Origin of the sequence: Longimicrobium sp. (genome assembly GCA_036389135.1) — a bacterium.
Classification (GTDB): Bacteria; Gemmatimonadota; Gemmatimonadetes; order Longimicrobiales; family Longimicrobiaceae; genus Longimicrobium.
Genome location: DASVQP010000029.1, coordinates 130,259 through 145,894 on the forward strand (window position 1 = coordinate 130,259; position 15,636 = coordinate 145,894).

Consider the following 15,636-nt stretch of genomic DNA (forward strand, 5'->3'; position numbering starts at 1 on the left):
GTGGATGAATTGAACGAGCAGCGACTGGAGTGACGGGCCGGCGGGGCGTGATGCCCCACCCCGGGGACAAACGCGACCCCCGGGCGTAAGGCGGATCGCTTCCGCCGGCCCAACCCGAGCAAACAATGGTGGCCATAGCTCAACTGGCGGAGCATCGGGTCGTGGGCCCGAGGGTTGTGGGTTCGAGCCCCACTGGCCACCCCTGCCGGGAAGCCTGTAGCTCAGTGGTCAGAGCGCCGGACTCTCGCCTCCCCGATCCTCGTCCGCTCGCGGGCCGCAGGTGGAGGCTCATCGCTAATCCGGAGGTCGCGGGTTCGATTCCCGCCGGGCTTCCCATCTACACACCACGCCGCCCGGCTGCGGGGCGGCGCGGGAGGCGGCAAAGACGGCGCAGTGGATGGAGCTCGTAGCTCAACTGGACAGAGCACCGGATTGCCTCGCCAACTCTCTTCGCCCGCCATGCGCGGGCCGGCGGCCGGGGCTTATCGGATTCGGGGGTTGCGGGTTCGAGTCCCGCCGGGTTTCCATCGAAGGTCTCCACGTGCCCGGCTGCGGGGTGCGCGGGGGGTACAGACGGCGCAGCGGTGGACCTGTAGCTCAGCCTGGTAGAGCACTTTTGCCCTTCACGACACTCGTCCGGCTTCGGCCGGGCCGATGTGAAAGGGTTATCCCTGGCACGGAAGTGGTCGCGGGTTCGAATCCCGCCAGGTCCATTTGACAGAACGAACACCCGTGGGACGCGGGCCGATGCCGACTCGGTTAACGACCGCTTCCTTGCACGTCAGCGTACACGCGTCGATCGGCGCACTCTTGTCCGCGTCCCACGGGTGCACACGAAGCAGGGCAGGCGCGGTTTGCGTCCCGCGCCTGCCTGGCTGATGATGTCGGAGCCGCGGGCTCGTGTCCCGCCGGCTCAACCCGAAGGACGAACACCCGTGGGACGCGGGCCGATGCCGTCTCGGTTATCGCTCCCCCCTTGCAAAAAGGATCCCGGAACATGCAACCCGGGGCCGACCGGCGCACTTTGTCCGCGTCTCACGGGTGCACACGCATGATGCCGGGGTGCAGCGGTCGATCCCTTTTCCGCTCCCGTGCACATCCGCGGATGGGTCGATGGACGAGGGTTATCTGGTCGGCCAGGGTTCGAATCCCAAAATCTGCATCCCGGCAGCAGCAAGAAGGCCCGCGGCGTGGGCCGCATCCGTTCGATTACCGCATGTCAAAGCGGTGGACTCCGGTCCACTCGACCGAACGGAGACATTCGTCCGCGCCGCGGGCCACCGCCGAAGCGCCACCCTGGCGCCGGCGCATCCACCTCCAACGGAAAAGGAGGCGAACATGCTGGACTTCACGCGTTACGTGGCCACCCGCCTCCGGGCGCTGGTCACGCGGCAGTCCGAGCCGATCCCCGGGTCGGCGCAGGTGCCCAACTCGGCCGGAGGGTACACCTGGACCCTCGACCCGTGGAGCCGGCTCGACCGGTTCCTCGTGCTGGGGACCGAGGGCGGAACCTACTACGTCGGCGAGCGCGAGCTCACGGTCGACAACGCCCGCGCCGTGGCCGAGTGCATCGCGGAGGATGGGCCCCGCGTGGTGCGGCGCATCGTGGAGGTGAGCGCCGGGGGCCGGGCGCCCAGAAACGACCCCGCGCTCTTTGCCCTGGCGATGGCGGCGGGGACGGGGGACGCGGTCACGCGGGCCGTCGCCCTCGAGGCGCTGCCGCGGGTGGCGCGCACGGGGACGCACCTCTTCCACTTCCTCCGGTTCGTGGGAGGGTTCCGCGGGTGGGGGCGCGGGGTGCGGCGGGCCGTGGCGGCGTGGTACACCGACCGGCCGGAGCGCGACCTGGCGCACCAGCTCCTGAAGTACCCCCAGCGCGACGGGTGGTCGCACCGCGACGCCCTGCGGCTGGCGCACCCGGTACCCCGCAGCGACGAGCAGCGGGCGCTCTTCCGGCGCACGGTCACCGGCGGGACGCTGGAGGAGGGGCAGCCCTCCGACGCGCTGGCGCAGGTCCGCGCCGTCGATGCGCTGCACGCCGAGGCTGAGATCGACCCAGCGCGCGCCGCGGCCATCGTCCGCGAGGCGCGGCTCACGCGCGAGATGGTGCCCACGCCGCTGCTTCAGCACGCGGTGGTGTGGGAGGCGCTCGTGGAGGAGATGCCGCTCACCGCGCTGGTCCGCAACCTGGCGACGCTCACCCGCGTGGGCGTGCTGGCGCCGGGGAGCGATGCCTCCGCCGCCGTCGCCGCGCGGCTGGCGGACGGCGAGGTGCTGCGCCGGGCGCGCGTGCACCCGGTGCAGGTCCTTTCGGCGCTGCGGACGTACGCGTCCGGGCGCGGGGTGCGCGGAAAGGGGACGTGGACGCCGGTGGCGCAGGTGGTGGACGCGCTGGATGCGGCCTTCTACCTGGCCTTCGCGGGGGTGGAGCCCTCACTCCGCCGGGTGATGCTGGCGCTGGACGTCTCCGGATCCATGGGGTCGAACGTGCACGGGCTGGAGGGGCTGAGCTGCCGAGAGGCCTCGGCGGCGATGGCGCTGGTGACGGCGGCCACCGAGCCTCGGCACTTCTTCACCGCCTTCACGTCGGGGCGGGCGCGCTCGATGCACGACGCCTTCCCCAGCGCGATCACCCCGCTCGCGATCTCGCCGCGGCAGCGGCTGGACGACGTTGTCCGCCAGGTGTCGTCCCTCAGCTTCGGGGGGACGGACTGCGCGCTCCCCATGCTGGAGGCGGCGGACAAGGGGTGGGAGGTCGAGCTGTTCGTGATCTACACGGACAACGAGACCTGGGCGGGTGACGTCCACCCGTCGCAGGCGCTCCGCCGGTACCGGGAGCGCACGGGGGTCCCCGCGAAGCTGGTGGTCGTGGGGATGGCGTCCAACGGCTTCACCATCGCGGACCCCGAGGATGCCGGGATGCTGGACGTGGTGGGGTTCGACGCCGCCACGCCGCAGCTGATCGCGGACTTCGCGCGCTAGAGGGCGGCCCCGGCCTTCCCCCGCGCCGGGGCCGCCCAACCGGGCGGGGACGAGGCTCGTCCCCGCCGCACCGAAACGCACGATGAACCACACGCGAGAAAGACAGGAGAGTCCAGAGGAGGAGCTTCCCGCGGGGGACTACTTCGTGGTGGCGACCCAGTTCGACAGCTACTACGTGACTCCGGAGACGGCGCGGGAGCTGGGGCGCGCGCTGGGCCGGTTCTGGCGGCCGCGCTGGCTCAAGTTCGTGGACCGGCACGGCGCTCGCGCCTGGGTGCTCGCGCGCTCGGTGGATGCCATCCGCGAGTCCACCGAGCTGCAGCGCGCCGGCGACCGCACCTTTAACCGCGCCCTGCGCCGCGAGCACAAGGCCGACCGGCGGTGGGACGACGACGAGTACTGAACCGCAACCTGCGCGTCACACAGAGGCACAGAGGAAACGGCGAAAGAAGGATTGAAAAGGTTTTTCTGTGCCTGTCCCCCTCTATGCCTCTGTGTGAAACGGCAGTTCATGGAGAACTACGATGCTGACGAGACGGGTAGGGACCAACGCGGTCATGTTCGGCGAGCACGAGGAGGGCACGCTCCGGCAGCTCTCTGACGTGGCGCAGCGTGCCGAGCGCGCGGCGCTCCTGGCTGACGGGCACGTGGGCTTTACGATGCCGATCGGCGGGGTAGCGGCATACCGCGACAAGGTGTCGGTGGTGGGCGTGGGCTTCGACATCGCGTGCCTTGCCGCCCGTACGCCGGTGATCACCACGGACGGCTTCACGAAGCCGATCGAGGAGGTCACGGATGCGGACGCGATCGTGTGCTGGGACGGAGCCTCGGTGCGTCCCGTCTCGCCTCATTTCGGCGCGGTGCCGCGGGGGGAGCGCGAGGTGCTGGCGATCACCCTGGGGAATGGACGTGAGATCCGCGCGACGGCGGACCACGAGATCCTGACCTGGGCGGGATGGAAGCGTGCGGACCAGCTCGGCCTGGACGACGCGATCGCCTGCACGCCCTACGCGGGGCTCCCGTACGAGGAGCCCGCGTGCGACGTCGCCTTCGAGGTCCCGAACGACCGCGCGCGTGACGAACTGTCAAAGCGCGGACTCCTCCCGCTCCGCGCCACGGACGACCGGCTCCCCGCGCTGCTCCGGCTGCTCGGCTACGCGAGTGGCGACGGGCACCTCAGCAAGGATGGAAAGAGGGTCTCGCTGTACGTGTTCAACGATGCGGACGCGGAGGACCTGCGCGCCGACTTCCGGCGCCTCGGCTTCGAGCCGCGTGAGCATCGGCGCCGCCGCAAGGAGGGGTGGCGCGAAGAGATCAACATGTACGTCGGCTCGACCGCGCTGCACGCGCTGTTTGCGGGCCTCGGATCGCCGGTCGGTAAGAAGGACTGGGCCGCGCAGCCGATGCCGTGGCTGATGCGGATGCCTGCTTGGGCCCGCGCGCACTTCCTCTCCGCCTTCGCGAGCGCGGAGATGATGACGCCGCGCGTCCATCGCAACGGGACGGTGCCGAACCTCCAGTTGAAGCAGTCCGGGCGGCACACGCACGCGATCGACTTCATCGCGGGACTCCTGCGGTCGCTGGAGTTCGAGGTGTCGGTGGCGCCCAGCGGGCCGGCGCGCGGGGATCGCGTAATCTCCGTGCTCCAGATCCTGGGGGGCAAGGCGGAGCAGCTCCGGTTCATGCGCGACGTGGGGTTCTGCCGGTCGATGGAAAAGCGCGTGGCCGCGGCAACGGCGGCGAGTGTCGCGCTGCAGGGGCTGGCGTACGCGGCGAACCGGGACGCGGCCAAGGAGGAGGCGCGCGCGCTGCGCGGCCGGGGCGTTCCGTGGCGGACCGCGGTCGCGGACGTGTCGGAGCGGTTCCGCGTCTCGCCGGGCTTCGCGTATCACTCGTTCTACGACGATCGTGGGCGCTCGCGGCGCCTACCCGGCGAGGCGCTGGATGCGCAGGCGGAGGGTGAGGTCTGCTGGGTGCCGGTGTCGCGCGTGGAGCCGAGCGGAACGTCCCTCGTCTACGACGTGGTGACGGGCGATCCGGCGCACTGCTTCCTCGCGTCCGGCGTGGTGGTGCACAACTGCGGCAACGCGGCTATCCGCACAGACTTACGCGTGGAGGACATCACGCGCAACGTGTCGCTGGAGGAGATCGAGCGGAATCCGCACCGGCTGGCGCAGAACAACCTGGCGAACAACCTCGCGGACGAGATCGCGTCGACCATCTCGTTTGGGATCGGGCGAAAGAACAACGCGGACGATGCGCCCGTCGACCACCCGCTCTTCCTGGACCCGGCGTGGTACGCGGTGCCCAACACCGGCGGCGGCTACCGCGAGACGCTGCAGGAGAAGGCACGCCGCCAGTTGGGGACGGTTGGCTCCGGCAACCATTACGTCGACGTTTTCGCGGACGAGAGCGGAGCCGTGTGGGTGGGGGTGCACTTCGGGAGCCGTGGGCTGGGGCACACCATCGCCAGCGCGTACCTGTCGCTGTCGCAGGGCGGGATGTGGGGCGAGCGGGCTGCCGAGAAGGAGGTGCTCCTGGACATCAATCAGCCGCTGGGGCACGACTACTGGCAGTTGATGCAGCTCGCCGGGGAGTACGCGTACGCCGGGCGCGAGTGGGTGGCGCGCAAGGTGGTGGCGCTGCTGGGCGGAAAGGAGCTGGAGCTGGTGCACAACCATCACAACTACGCCTGGAAGGAGACCCACGTTTCCCCAGAGGGCGAGCCGACGGAGTACGTGGTGGTCCGCAAGGGCGCGACGCCGGCCTTCCCGGGGCAGAAAGGTTTCGTGGGCGGTTCGATGGGTGACGACGCGGTGATCCTGGAGGGGAACGCCGCGCCGCCGGACGAGGAGACGGCGCTGGCACAGCGGGAATCGCTCTTCTCCACCGTCCACGGCGCGGGGCGGGTGATGAGCCGCACCGCCGCTGCCGGGAAGCGCAACCGGCGCGGCAAGGTGCTGAGCCCCGGCCGCATCTCGCAGGAGATGCTGCAGCAGTGGCTGGGGAAGCGCGGGGTGATCCTGCGCGGCGGCGGCCTGGACGAGGCGCCGCAGGCGTACCGCCGCCTTCCCAAAGTACTCCAGGCGCAGGGCGACACGATCCAGGTGCGGCACACGCTGCGCCCGCTGATCGTCGCGATGGCCGGCGCGGGGGAGGTGGATCCGTACAAGGACTGATCCCCGCGCCTCCCTCCCGCTCCGCCATCCCGCCCGACGACTCAACGACACACACAACGAGGGGCGTGCCCGCGCGGCACGCCCCCGGGATGGGCATACGATGACGTACAACCTGAACCTGATCCTTCCCGCGGGCACGCAGGTCGTGCTGCGGCGAGAGGCGGCAACGGGCGCGGGCCGGCCGCCGGCGCCGGCGGGCTCCGTCGGCAAGGTGGTGGGCGCGCCCACGGACCACACGCACGCGTATCGCGTGCGCCTGGTGGACGGGACGGAGCTGTCGCTCCACCGAACGGAGCTCACCATCCGCAAGCACGTGCAGGCGGAGACGCTGGCGGAGCTGGGGGGCGTGCTGCGCGACCACTCGCTGGACGAGCACGTGATGCTGCGCGTGGTGGTTGGCTCGCGCGCGTACGGGCTGGACGACGAGGAGTCGGACGTGGACCGGCGCGGCGTGTACCTGCCCCCGGCCGAGCTGCACTGGTCGCTCTACGGCGTGCCCGAGCAGCTGGAGAACGTCGCGACGGAGGAGTGCTACTGGGAGGTGGGGAAGTTCCTGGGGCTCGCGCTCAAGGCGAACCCCAACATCCTGGAAGTGCTCTACTCCCCGCGGGTGGAGCACGCGGCGCCGCTGGCGGAGGAGCTGCTGCGCGAGCGGGGGCGATTCCTCTCGAAGATCGTCTTCCAGACGTACAACGGCTACGTGATGTCGCAGTTCCGGAAGCTGGAGCAGGACCTCCGCAACACGGGCGCGCCCAGGTGGAAGCATGCCATGCACCTGGTTCGCCTGCTGATCAGCGGCATCACGGCGTTGCGTGACGGCCACGTTCCGGTGCGGGTGGAAGAGCATCGGGCCGCGCTGCTCCACATCAAGTCGGGCGCGGCGCCCTGGGACCAAGTGAACGATTGGAGGCTGGCGCTTCACCGCGAGTTCGACGCGGCGCTCGCGGCCACGCGCCTCCCGGATCGCCCCGACTACGCGTGGGCGAACGGGTACCTGATCCGCGCACGGCGCAGCGCGGTGGGAACGGAAGTGCGTTAATGCGTGAGTGCGTTATTGCGCTCTGGGACAGGAGAAACAGGACAGCACTACCTTCTTGTCATCCTGAGCGACGCGCTTCGCGGACGTTTGCGTTCCTCCAACCTGTGGCGCGGAGCGAAGGATCGCCTGCGCGTGACGAGGGGCTCGTCGTTACCTGCCGTCCTCTCGCCTCGCAGGCTAGATCCTTCGCTCGCCGCAGGAGTTGGGAGCGCACCGCGGAATTAGCGGAGGCGGCTCTCTCCGGATGACATGAGACGGGGCACAAATCCCAACGCACTAACGCACTCAAAGGGGGTGAACCCATGCTGATGATAAAGGACGAACGGCTGCGCGCGGAGGTCGCCGCGCATCCCCATCCGCTCCTGTTCGCCACGGTGAGCGGGGCGCACCTGTACGGCTTCCCGTCCGGCGACTCGGACTGGGACCTGCGCGGATGCCACGTCCTGCCGCTCGCCGCGGTGGCGGGGCTGGAGGAAGGGGAGGAGACGGTGAAGCGGGCCCACCTGCGTGGAGGCGCGGAGGTGGACCTGGTGACGCACGACGCGCGCAAGTTCTCTGCGCTCCTGCTGCGCGACAACGGCTACGTGCTGGAGCAGCTCTACTCGCCCCTCGTGGTGCACACCACGCTCGAGCATGAGGAGCTGAAGGAGATCGCGCGCGGCTGCATCACCCGCCGGTGCGTGCGGCACTACCTGGGCTTCGCGCACAACCAGTGGCGGCTGTGGGAGAAGGAGGAGCCGCGCCGCGTGAAGCCCCTCCTCTACGTCTACCGCGTACTCCTCACGGGGATCCGGATGATGCGGAGCGGCGAGGTGGTGGCGTCGCTTCCCGCGTGCAACGTGGAGATGAGGCTGCCGTACGTCGAGGAGCTGATCCACCGCAAGACGGCCGGCGCGGAGCAGGAGGTGCTCGGCGACGCGGACGCGGTCTTTCATCGGGTGGAGTTCCTCCGCCTGTGCCGCGCCCTCGCCGATGCCGCCGAGCTCAGCCGCCTGCCGGAGGCGGCCACCCCCGCGACTCGGGCAGCGCTGCACGACCTGCTGCTGCGGGTGCGGCTGGGTGAGGTTCGGGCGGCGGCATGAAGGGGGCGGGATCGAACACGGGGCATGGAGAAGCGTCTTCTCCGTGCCTCTTTTTCGTGCGCGGGGCTCAGCGGCGCGCGGGTGGGGCGGTGCCCGCGCGGGCGGCCTCGGCGGCGGCGAGGGCGAGGAGGCGGGCGCGCTCGGCTGCATCGACGAGGCGGCCGTTGGAGACGACCGCGTGGATGCGGGTGGTGTTGCGGATGTCGGCGAGCGGGTTGGCGTCCAGTATGACGAGGTCGGCCAGCCGGCCCGGCGCGACGGTGCCGAGCGAGTCCAGGGCGCCCAGGTAGCGGGCGGGGTTCAGGGTGGCGGCCCGGAGCGCATCCAGCGGCGAGAGCCCGGCGCCAACCAGCAGGGCGAGCTCGTCGTGCACCCCCGACCCGGCGAAGACGTACGCCTCGTCGCTCGCGTCCGTGCCCGCGAGGATGCCCACTCCCGCGCGATGCGCCAGGCCCACCAGCCTCCACGCGTTCGCCTCCAGGCGGCGCTCGAGGCGGACCTCCTCCGGGTTGGCCGCGGCGGCGGCGCTCCGCCAGCGCGCGGCCAGGGCAGGGGGCACGAAGCGGAGGCGGGGGTCGGCCTTGAGCGCGTCCGGCGGCACCTGGCCGTGCGTCACGGCGAGCGTCGGCGTCATCCAGGTGCCGTTCGCCACCATCCGCGCGAACAGGGGCCGGCACGCGTCCTCCACGGGCCCCGCGGCAACCGCGGTCTGAAGCCGGCCGAGCGCCGCCCGCGTAGAATCCGCGTCGCGCCCGAGCGACTCGCGCGCCTTCGTGAAATCCGCCAGCAGCTCGGTGCCGCGCGGCGTGCAGGCGAGGTGCAGCTGGTCGAGGACGTGCTCGATGCTGCGCTGTCCCGCATCGCTCGCTTCGACGGCGGTCACCTCGCGAGGCACGTGCCCGGCGAAGGGGATCCCGCGCCGCTTCGCCTGCGCAGCGATGGCGAAGTACGCGTCCCGCGTTAGGCGGCTGTAGACCTTGAGGAAGTCGAAGCCGAGCCGCTGCATCGTGTCCACGACGACGCGCGCGCGTGCCGCATCGGGAACGCCGTAGCCGTGCACCCACGAGGTCGGCACGCCATCGAGCATGGGGCTGGACCAGACGATGCGCGGTGCTCCGCTCCCCGGCCGCCGCGCCGCCGCGCGCCAGTGCTGGAGGGTGTCCAGGTAGCTCCCCATCTCCCGCACGCCCGTGACGCCGTGCGCCAGGAAGAGCGGCCAGAAGTGGCGCGCCCGCCCCTCGCGCGAGGTGTGCACGTGCATGTCCCACAGCCCCGGGATCACGTACTTGCCCCTCGCATCCAGCACGCGCGCACCCCGCGGCAGGCGCACGCCGGTGCCCACGGACACGATGCGACTCCCTGAGATCAGCACCGTGCGGTCCGTGAGCACGACCCCGCGCTCCACGTCCACCACGTTCGCGTGCGTGAGCGCGAGCTGGGCGCTGAGCGGGGGCGTCGCGCATCCGACAGCGCAGGCGAGCAGGGCGAAGAACGCGGTGCGGCGCATGGAGGGGGCCCGGATAGAGGAAACAGCAAACGGCGACCATCGCACGGTAGCCTCCACATCGTCCAAGCTCAAGCAAAACAGCCTCACACAGAGAACACAGAACGAACTGAAAGCCACAGAGAAAACCCTTTGCGGTTCTCTCTGTGGCTCTGTGTCTCTGTGTGAGGCCCGCTGTTCCTACTTCTCGATGGGGAGACGCACCGAGTTGCCCCACTCCGTCCACGAGCCGTCGTAGTTGCGGACGTCGCGGAAGCCGAGGAGGTACGTGAGCGCGAACCAGCTGTGCGACGAGCGCTCGCCGATGCGGCAGTAGGCGATCGTCGGCTTTTCAGGATCGAGGCCGAGCTGCTCCTCGTAGAGCGCGCGCAGCTCGTCGGCGGAGCAGAACTCGCCGGTGTCGGGGTTCACGGCGCGCGCCCAGGGCATGCTCCTGGCCCCCGGGATGTGTCCGCCGCGCATCGCCCCTTCCTGCGGATAGTCCGGCATGTGGAGCTTCTCGCCACTGAACTCCTCGGGCGAGCGGACGTCCACCAGCTGGCCGCGCTGCCCGATGTGCTGGAGCACGTCCTCGCGGAAGGCGCGGATCCGCTCGTCGTCCCGCTTCGGCACGGGGTACTCGGACGGGGGATACGACGGCGCGTCGGTGGTCATGGGGCGCCCCTCGTCCTCCCACTTCTTGCGGCCGCCGTCCATCACTTTGACGCGGTCGTGGCCGAAGAGGCGGAAGACCCACAGGGCGTAGGTGGCCCACCAGTTGTTCTTGTCGCCGTAGAAGATGATCGTCGTCTCCGGCGAGATGCCGCGCTCGCGCATCAGGCGGGCGAAGCTCTCCTCGTCCAGGTAGTCGCGGTTCAGCGGGTGCTGGAGGTCGGTGTGCCAGTCGATCTTGACGGCGCCCAGGATGTGGCCGACCTCGTAGAGCAGCACGTCCTCGTCGGACTCCACGAGGCGCACGGAGGGGTCGTCCAGGTGCGCGGCCACCCACTCGGTGGAGACGAGCGCTTCGGGGTGCGTGTAGCCGCGTTGGTCGATCGGGGTGGAGTCGGGCATGGTTCCTCGGTTATGCGGGCAAATCAGGGGATGCGCATCAGGGACGCATCAACCCTGCTCCTTTCCTTCCTCCAGCTCGCGCACGGCGCGTTCCGCGGCGTCGAAGCCGATCTTGCTGTGCGTGCCGTCGCAGAACGGCTTGCGGGTGGAGGCGCCGCAGCGGCAGAGCGATACCTTTTTGCCGGCCACCACCGGGAACTCGTTGCCATCGGCGTCGATCAGCCGGATGGGACCCTCCACCACGAACGGTCCGTTGTGCCGGGCCAGGATCGTGACCGCCGCCTCGTTGTTCGCCGCTTCGCTGCCGTCCGTCATCGCGTGCTCCAGGGTAGGGATCAGGGATTAGAGATTAGGGGATTAGGTTCAACCATTCCCTGTTCCTCTCATCCGATCGCGTTGGCCATCCAAAAGATCCCCAGCACGGCGCTTCCCAGCGCGGTGAGGGTACGCAGCGTGCCGCCGAGCGCGGGGATGCGGTGCCGCGCGCGGTGGAAGACCGCGCCGGCCACCGCGGCGTACAGCCCCATCCCCGCCGTCGTCCCCACGCCGAAGAAGAGGAGGTGCGTCCCCGCCACCCACGGCGAGCTGCTGACGGTGACGGTGATCAGCGCCACCAGCGGGGCGGTGCCGGCCAGGCCGTGCGCCATCCCCACCCACAGGCTGCCGTGGCGGTGCGGATGCGGATCGTCGTCGCCCCCGGCCAGCGCGTGCGCCTCGCCGTGGACGACGCTCCACAGGAGCCAGGCCCCGAGCGCCAGCAGCATCGTCCCCACGCCGAACTCCAGGCCGTTGACCACGCCCTGCGGCACGCGGATGCCCAGCGCAATCAGGGCGGAGCCCGCCACCAGGATCGCCGCCGAGTGGCCCAGCCCCCAGCGCAGCCCGAAGCCCACCGCCTCGCGCGGTCGCGGGCGGCGGGAGACGAAGGTGGTGACCGCGGCCATGTGGTCGGGCTCCAGCGCGTGCAGGAAGCCCAGGCTTATGGCGGTCAGCAGCGGCAGCAGTTCCATCGTGCGTACGAGCGGGTGCGGTGTGCGGGAAGCGCGGAAAGCTACTCCCCCGGCCAGACCCGCGCCAGCGCGCTACTGGATCTGGAAGCCCACCGGGAAGCGGAAGCGCGCGTCGAAGGGAACGCCGTCCAGCGTCGCCGGCGCGAACTGCAGCCTGCGCCCGATCTCCTCGGCCGCGCGGTCCAGGTACTCGTCGCCCGAGGAGCGCGCGACCACCGCCAGCGACACGCCGCCCTCGCGGTTCGCGACGAGGAGGACCACCGCCTGGCGCGTGACCGGCGCCGGGAGCTTGCCGCGCTCGGGATGGTTCATCACCGCCCGCGAGATCATCTCCAGGCGCTCCTGCTGGTTCAGCAGCACCGGGGCACAGTGGTGGCGCCCGGGAAGGATTGCCGGGTACTCGCCATCCACGCGGATCAGCGCCTGGTACCCGCGCCCCCGCGGGAGCGACTCCATGTACTTGTTGACCGCCGCGGTGACCTGCGCCACCCCCGGCTCCGGGTAGTTGGAGTGCATGAAGAGGAGCACTCCTTTGCGCGAGCTGTCCACGTCTACCAGGAGGAGCCCCTGCGGCTCGGCGACGCCGTTGCGCCGCCCGATCTCCACGAGCTGCGCGCGGAGTTGCCGGCTTTCGTTGAGCTGCCCGGGTGTGGGGCCGCGCACCGAGTCCGGCACGGTCTCGCACCGCTGCCCGGGCACGCGGGTGGCGATGGGCGACTGTGCGCTGGCCGCGGCGGAGGTGAGCACGACGAGGGCGGCGGCCAGTATGGCGTGGCGGGGAAGGCGGATGGTCATGAAGGCACTGGGGGCGGCGGTTGGCTGCGGAAGAATGGCGGGAAGATAGCCCGGGTGCGGGATTTTGCAAACAGATGGCGTGCCCCACGGGTTGCCCGCGCGGCCCCGGCCGGGGTAACATCCAGCGTCGCCGCTCCCCCTGAACACAGGCTTCACATGATCTCGATCCGCATCTGCCTCGCCGCCGGGCTCGCCGCCGCGGTGCTCCCCGCGGCCACCGCGCACGCGCAGGGCTCCGCTCCGCCGTTGCAGGCAGTCGTCGCCACGACCGACGGGTGGGATGCGACGACGGCGCGCGTGCGGCTCTTTGCGCGCCGCACGCCATCGTCGCCGTGGGTGCAGGTGGGGGCGGCGATGAGCGCGTCGGTGGGGCGCACCGGGCTGGGATGGGGAACGGGGCTGCACGCGGCGGCGGACCAGGGCGCCGGCCCCGTGAAGCGCGAGGGAGATGGGAAAGCGCCGGCGGGAATCTTTCGGCTGAGCTCCGCCTTCGGCTACGCCCCCGCGGATTCGGCGCGCTGGGTCCGGCTCCCCTACCACGCCAGCGACCCGAGCATCGAGTGCGTGGACGACACAGCGTCGCGCTTCTACAACCAGCGCGTGGACCGCGACACCGTCACGCCGGACTGGACGAGCCATGAGGAGATGCGGCGCGCGGACGGCCTCTACCGCTGGGGCGTGTGGGTGGATCACAACACGGGGCCGGCGGAGGGTGGGCGAGGGTCCTGCATCTTCATCCACATACGCTCGCGCCCCGGCGCCCCCACCGTCGGCTGCACCGCCTTCGCGGAAGAGGACGTCCGCCGCATCCTTCGCTGGCTGGACCCGCGCCGGCGGCCGGTGCTGGTGCAGCTCCCCGCGGCGGAGTACCGGCGGCTGCGGAGGGGGTGGAGGCTGCCGTGAGGGGGTGGCGGGGGCCGGTCGGCCGGTGGTCGCCGGGGGCTGAAGCCCCCGGCTGGAACCACGGGAAGGCGGCTGAAGCCGGGTCGAGAAACGCGGCATTGGACCCGGAGTCCGCGGAGGCGGACTTCGTGTGTTTCCAGCGGCGAATCATTCGCTCCTGGATGCGGGCCGCGGCGCGTGACCAGGGCACGGGCAGCCACGTGGGGCGCCCCTACGGGATCGGTGTGTGCGCGATGGTCGAGGAAGGAGGAGGGTGGGCGCGATAAATCGCGCCCCTACGGTGTGGCGGCGCCGCGGCGGTGGGCGAAGGCGAATGGTAGTCCCGGAGTCCGCGAAGGCGGACTTTGTGCTGTTGTTGCTGCGAGTTCACTCGCCCCAGCCCCCCTCCACTTAACGCTACCCTTGCGCTGCGGGCCGTAAAAGCGCACCGTATAGGCTCTTCCCCCCAGGCACCTCGCCCGGACTCTCCGACGGACCCCATCCCCGCCGCATCATGTATCCTGATCACAGGCCCCTCCCGGGGTGCCTGCGCCGCGCCGCCGTCGTGGCAGCCGCGCTGTTTGGCACCGCCTGCATGGGCAACTCCGAGCCGGACGGTCCAAGAGCGCATGCGTACGTCGCGCCGGGGGCGTCGCTGGCGATTCCGGTGCGTGGCATCCGCCCCGAGCAGCTGCGCGACACGTACGAGGCTCCGCGCTCCGGCGGGCGCGTGCACAACGCCATCGACATCATGGCCCCCGAAGGCACACCCGTGCTAGCAGCCGGCGACGGCACCATCTTCAAGCTGCGCACGGGCGGGCTGGGCGGAGTCACCGTCTACCAGCTGGGCAGCGACAGGCGGACGCTCTACTACTACGCGCACCTCCAGCGCTACGCCGCCGGGCTGCGCGAAGGGCTCCCGATCGTCAGGGGCCAGGTGATCGCGTACGTGGGCGACACGGGGAACGCCGGGCGCGGGAACTACCACCTGCACTTCAGCGTGTCGCGCCTGGATGACCCGCGCCGCTGGTGGCAGGGGGAGAACGTGAACCCGTACCCCATGCTGGCCGGCGTCGCCGCGCGCTCGCGCGAAGGACGCTGACCCGCCGGCCCACGGAGCGCAGAGGCGCGGAGACATCCTCCGCGCCTCTGCGCCGTTGGGGGAACCGCGCGGGCGGGATTCGTGCAGAGCCCACGCGGGTCATCGCATCGTACCACACCTGTTCGGAGCGCCCCCGCATGAAGCCCATCGCCCTCCCCGCCGCCCTCGCCGTGGTGTTGTCCGCCGCGGGGTGCTCGCCCGCGCCGCCCGCCACGTCGCCCGTCGTGACGGCGCAGGAGGTGGGGGAGATCGTGAGAACGCTGGAGGTCTCGACCCAGGGTTGGAACCGCGGAGACCTGGACGCCTTCCTGGTGCCGTACGCGGATGAAGCTACGTTCGTGGGAAGCCGCGGGCTGCTGCGCGGAAAGCCGGCGATCCGCACGCAGTACCAGACGAGCTACTTCGGCGCGGGACGGGTGCGCGGGACGCTGCGCTTCGAGGGGATCGAGGTGCGGATGCTGGGGCCCCGCAACGCGCTGGCGGTGGGGCGCTACGTCGTCACCGAGCGCGGCGCGGGGCAGGCGGATGCGACCGGCCTCTTTTCCCTCGCCTTGGAGCGGCGGGCGGAGGGGTGGCGGATCATCCACGACCATTCGTCCTGAACGGCAGCCGGAGATCGCGCACCATGAGGCTCACGCTGGAACTGCCGCCCCAGCTCGGCGAGGCGCTGCGGGAGGACGCGGAGAAGGCCGGGCTGTCGCTGGAGGAGCACGCAAAGATCCTCCTCTACCTGGCGACCGCGCTGCTCAACGACGAGCAGGAGACGCCCTTTCAGCACGCCGTCCAGACGTTCGTCGCGCACTCGGTCGACGCGGGACAGGTCGCGTCCGTGTTCGAGAAGCTGGTGGCGCGCTATTCCCGTCCCGAACCGGACGGCGCCGCCGTGGACGTAGCGGAGCTGTCGGCGCGGCTGCGTGCCGGGGAGAGGATCTGAGCCACGTTTCCCCAATCCGGTCATCCGCTGACCCGAAACGGCAATCGTTCTCTGGATGGGGGGGTCGGGGTTAG

14 protein-coding genes and 4 tRNA genes are annotated in these 15,636 nt (G+C 70.8%); 13 read left to right on the forward strand and 5 right to left on the reverse strand.

Features of this window, described 5'->3' with window-relative positions:
• Positions 1-128: 128 nt before the first annotated feature.
• The 9 genes from VF584_06970 to VF584_07010 all read left to right on the forward strand — a co-directional run bounded on the left by VF584_06970 (position 129) and on the right by VF584_07010 (position 8,282).
• Positions 129-201: transfer RNA gene (locus VF584_06970), tRNA-His, on the forward strand.
• A gap of 9 nt (positions 202-210) precedes the next feature.
• Positions 211-336: transfer RNA gene (locus VF584_06975), tRNA-OTHER, on the forward strand.
• Positions 337-400: 64 nt separating this feature from the next.
• A tRNA-OTHER gene (locus VF584_06980) sits at positions 401-527 on the forward strand.
• Between the two features lie 59 nt (positions 528-586).
• Positions 587-713: transfer RNA gene (locus VF584_06985), tRNA-OTHER, on the forward strand.
• Positions 714-1,338: 625 nt separating this feature from the next.
• Positions 1,339-2,982: a TROVE domain-containing protein gene (locus VF584_06990; GenBank protein ID HEX8209914.1), complete on the forward strand. Its 1,644-nt coding sequence runs from the start codon at positions 1,339-1,341 to the stop codon at positions 2,980-2,982.
• Positions 2,983-3,064: 82 nt separating this feature from the next.
• Positions 3,065-3,385 (forward strand): hypothetical protein, encoded by a 321-nt coding sequence (locus VF584_06995; protein ID HEX8209915.1) that lies wholly within the window; start codon positions 3,065-3,067, stop codon positions 3,383-3,385.
• A gap of 121 nt (positions 3,386-3,506) precedes the next feature.
• Positions 3,507-6,161, forward strand: a complete 2,655-nt coding sequence (locus VF584_07000; protein ID HEX8209916.1) for an RtcB family protein — start codon at positions 3,507-3,509, stop codon at positions 6,159-6,161.
• A gap of 100 nt (positions 6,162-6,261) precedes the next feature.
• Positions 6,262-7,200: a nucleotidyltransferase domain-containing protein gene (locus VF584_07005; GenBank protein ID HEX8209917.1), complete on the forward strand. Its 939-nt coding sequence runs from the start codon at positions 6,262-6,264 to the stop codon at positions 7,198-7,200.
• Between the two features lie 302 nt (positions 7,201-7,502).
• Positions 7,503-8,282, forward strand: coding sequence for a nucleotidyltransferase domain-containing protein (locus VF584_07010; GenBank protein ID HEX8209918.1), 780 nt, complete (start codon positions 7,503-7,505; stop codon positions 8,280-8,282).
• Positions 8,283-8,349: 67 nt separating this feature from the next.
• On the opposite strand, the gene VF584_07015 is transcribed toward VF584_07010, so the two are convergent.
• The 5 genes from VF584_07015 to VF584_07035 all read right to left on the reverse strand — a co-directional run bounded on the left by VF584_07015 (position 8,350) and on the right by VF584_07035 (position 12,644).
• The gene (locus VF584_07015; GenBank protein HEX8209919.1) at positions 8,350-9,789 is read right to left on the reverse strand and encodes an amidohydrolase family protein; all 1,440 of its coding nucleotides are present in this window, start codon (positions 9,787-9,789) and stop codon (positions 8,350-8,352) included.
• 177 nt (positions 9,790-9,966) lie between these two features.
• Positions 9,967-10,839: a sulfurtransferase gene (locus tag VF584_07020; GenBank protein ID HEX8209920.1), complete on the reverse strand. Its 873-nt coding sequence runs from the start codon at positions 10,837-10,839 to the stop codon at positions 9,967-9,969.
• Between the two features lie 48 nt (positions 10,840-10,887).
• Positions 10,888-11,154, reverse strand: coding sequence for a CDGSH iron-sulfur domain-containing protein (locus tag VF584_07025; protein HEX8209921.1), 267 nt, complete (start codon positions 11,152-11,154; stop codon positions 10,888-10,890).
• 68 nt (positions 11,155-11,222) lie between these two features.
• Positions 11,223-11,849 (reverse strand): hypothetical protein, encoded by a 627-nt coding sequence (locus VF584_07030; GenBank protein ID HEX8209922.1) that lies wholly within the window; start codon positions 11,847-11,849, stop codon positions 11,223-11,225.
• A 72-nt stretch (positions 11,850-11,921) separates the two neighbouring features.
• Positions 11,922-12,644, reverse strand: coding sequence for an energy transducer TonB (locus tag VF584_07035; protein ID HEX8209923.1), 723 nt, complete (start codon positions 12,642-12,644; stop codon positions 11,922-11,924).
• A gap of 156 nt (positions 12,645-12,800) precedes the next feature.
• Between VF584_07035 and VF584_07040 the strand changes: the two genes are divergently transcribed.
• From VF584_07040 to VF584_07055, 4 genes are all read left to right on the forward strand, one after another.
• Positions 12,801-13,547, forward strand: a complete 747-nt coding sequence (locus VF584_07040; protein HEX8209924.1) for a L,D-transpeptidase family protein — start codon at positions 12,801-12,803, stop codon at positions 13,545-13,547.
• Between the two features lie 493 nt (positions 13,548-14,040).
• Complete coding sequence (locus VF584_07045) at positions 14,041-14,628, forward strand: M23 family metallopeptidase (GenBank protein ID HEX8209925.1); 588 nt, start codon at positions 14,041-14,043, stop codon at positions 14,626-14,628.
• 137 nt (positions 14,629-14,765) lie between these two features.
• A complete protein-coding gene (locus VF584_07050; GenBank protein ID HEX8209926.1) occupies positions 14,766-15,230 on the forward strand; it encodes a nuclear transport factor 2 family protein in 465 nt (154 codons plus the stop codon).
• 23 nt (positions 15,231-15,253) lie between these two features.
• Positions 15,254-15,562, forward strand: a complete 309-nt coding sequence (locus VF584_07055) for a hypothetical protein (GenBank protein ID HEX8209927.1) — start codon at positions 15,254-15,256, stop codon at positions 15,560-15,562.
• Positions 15,563-15,636: the final 74 nt, after the last annotated feature.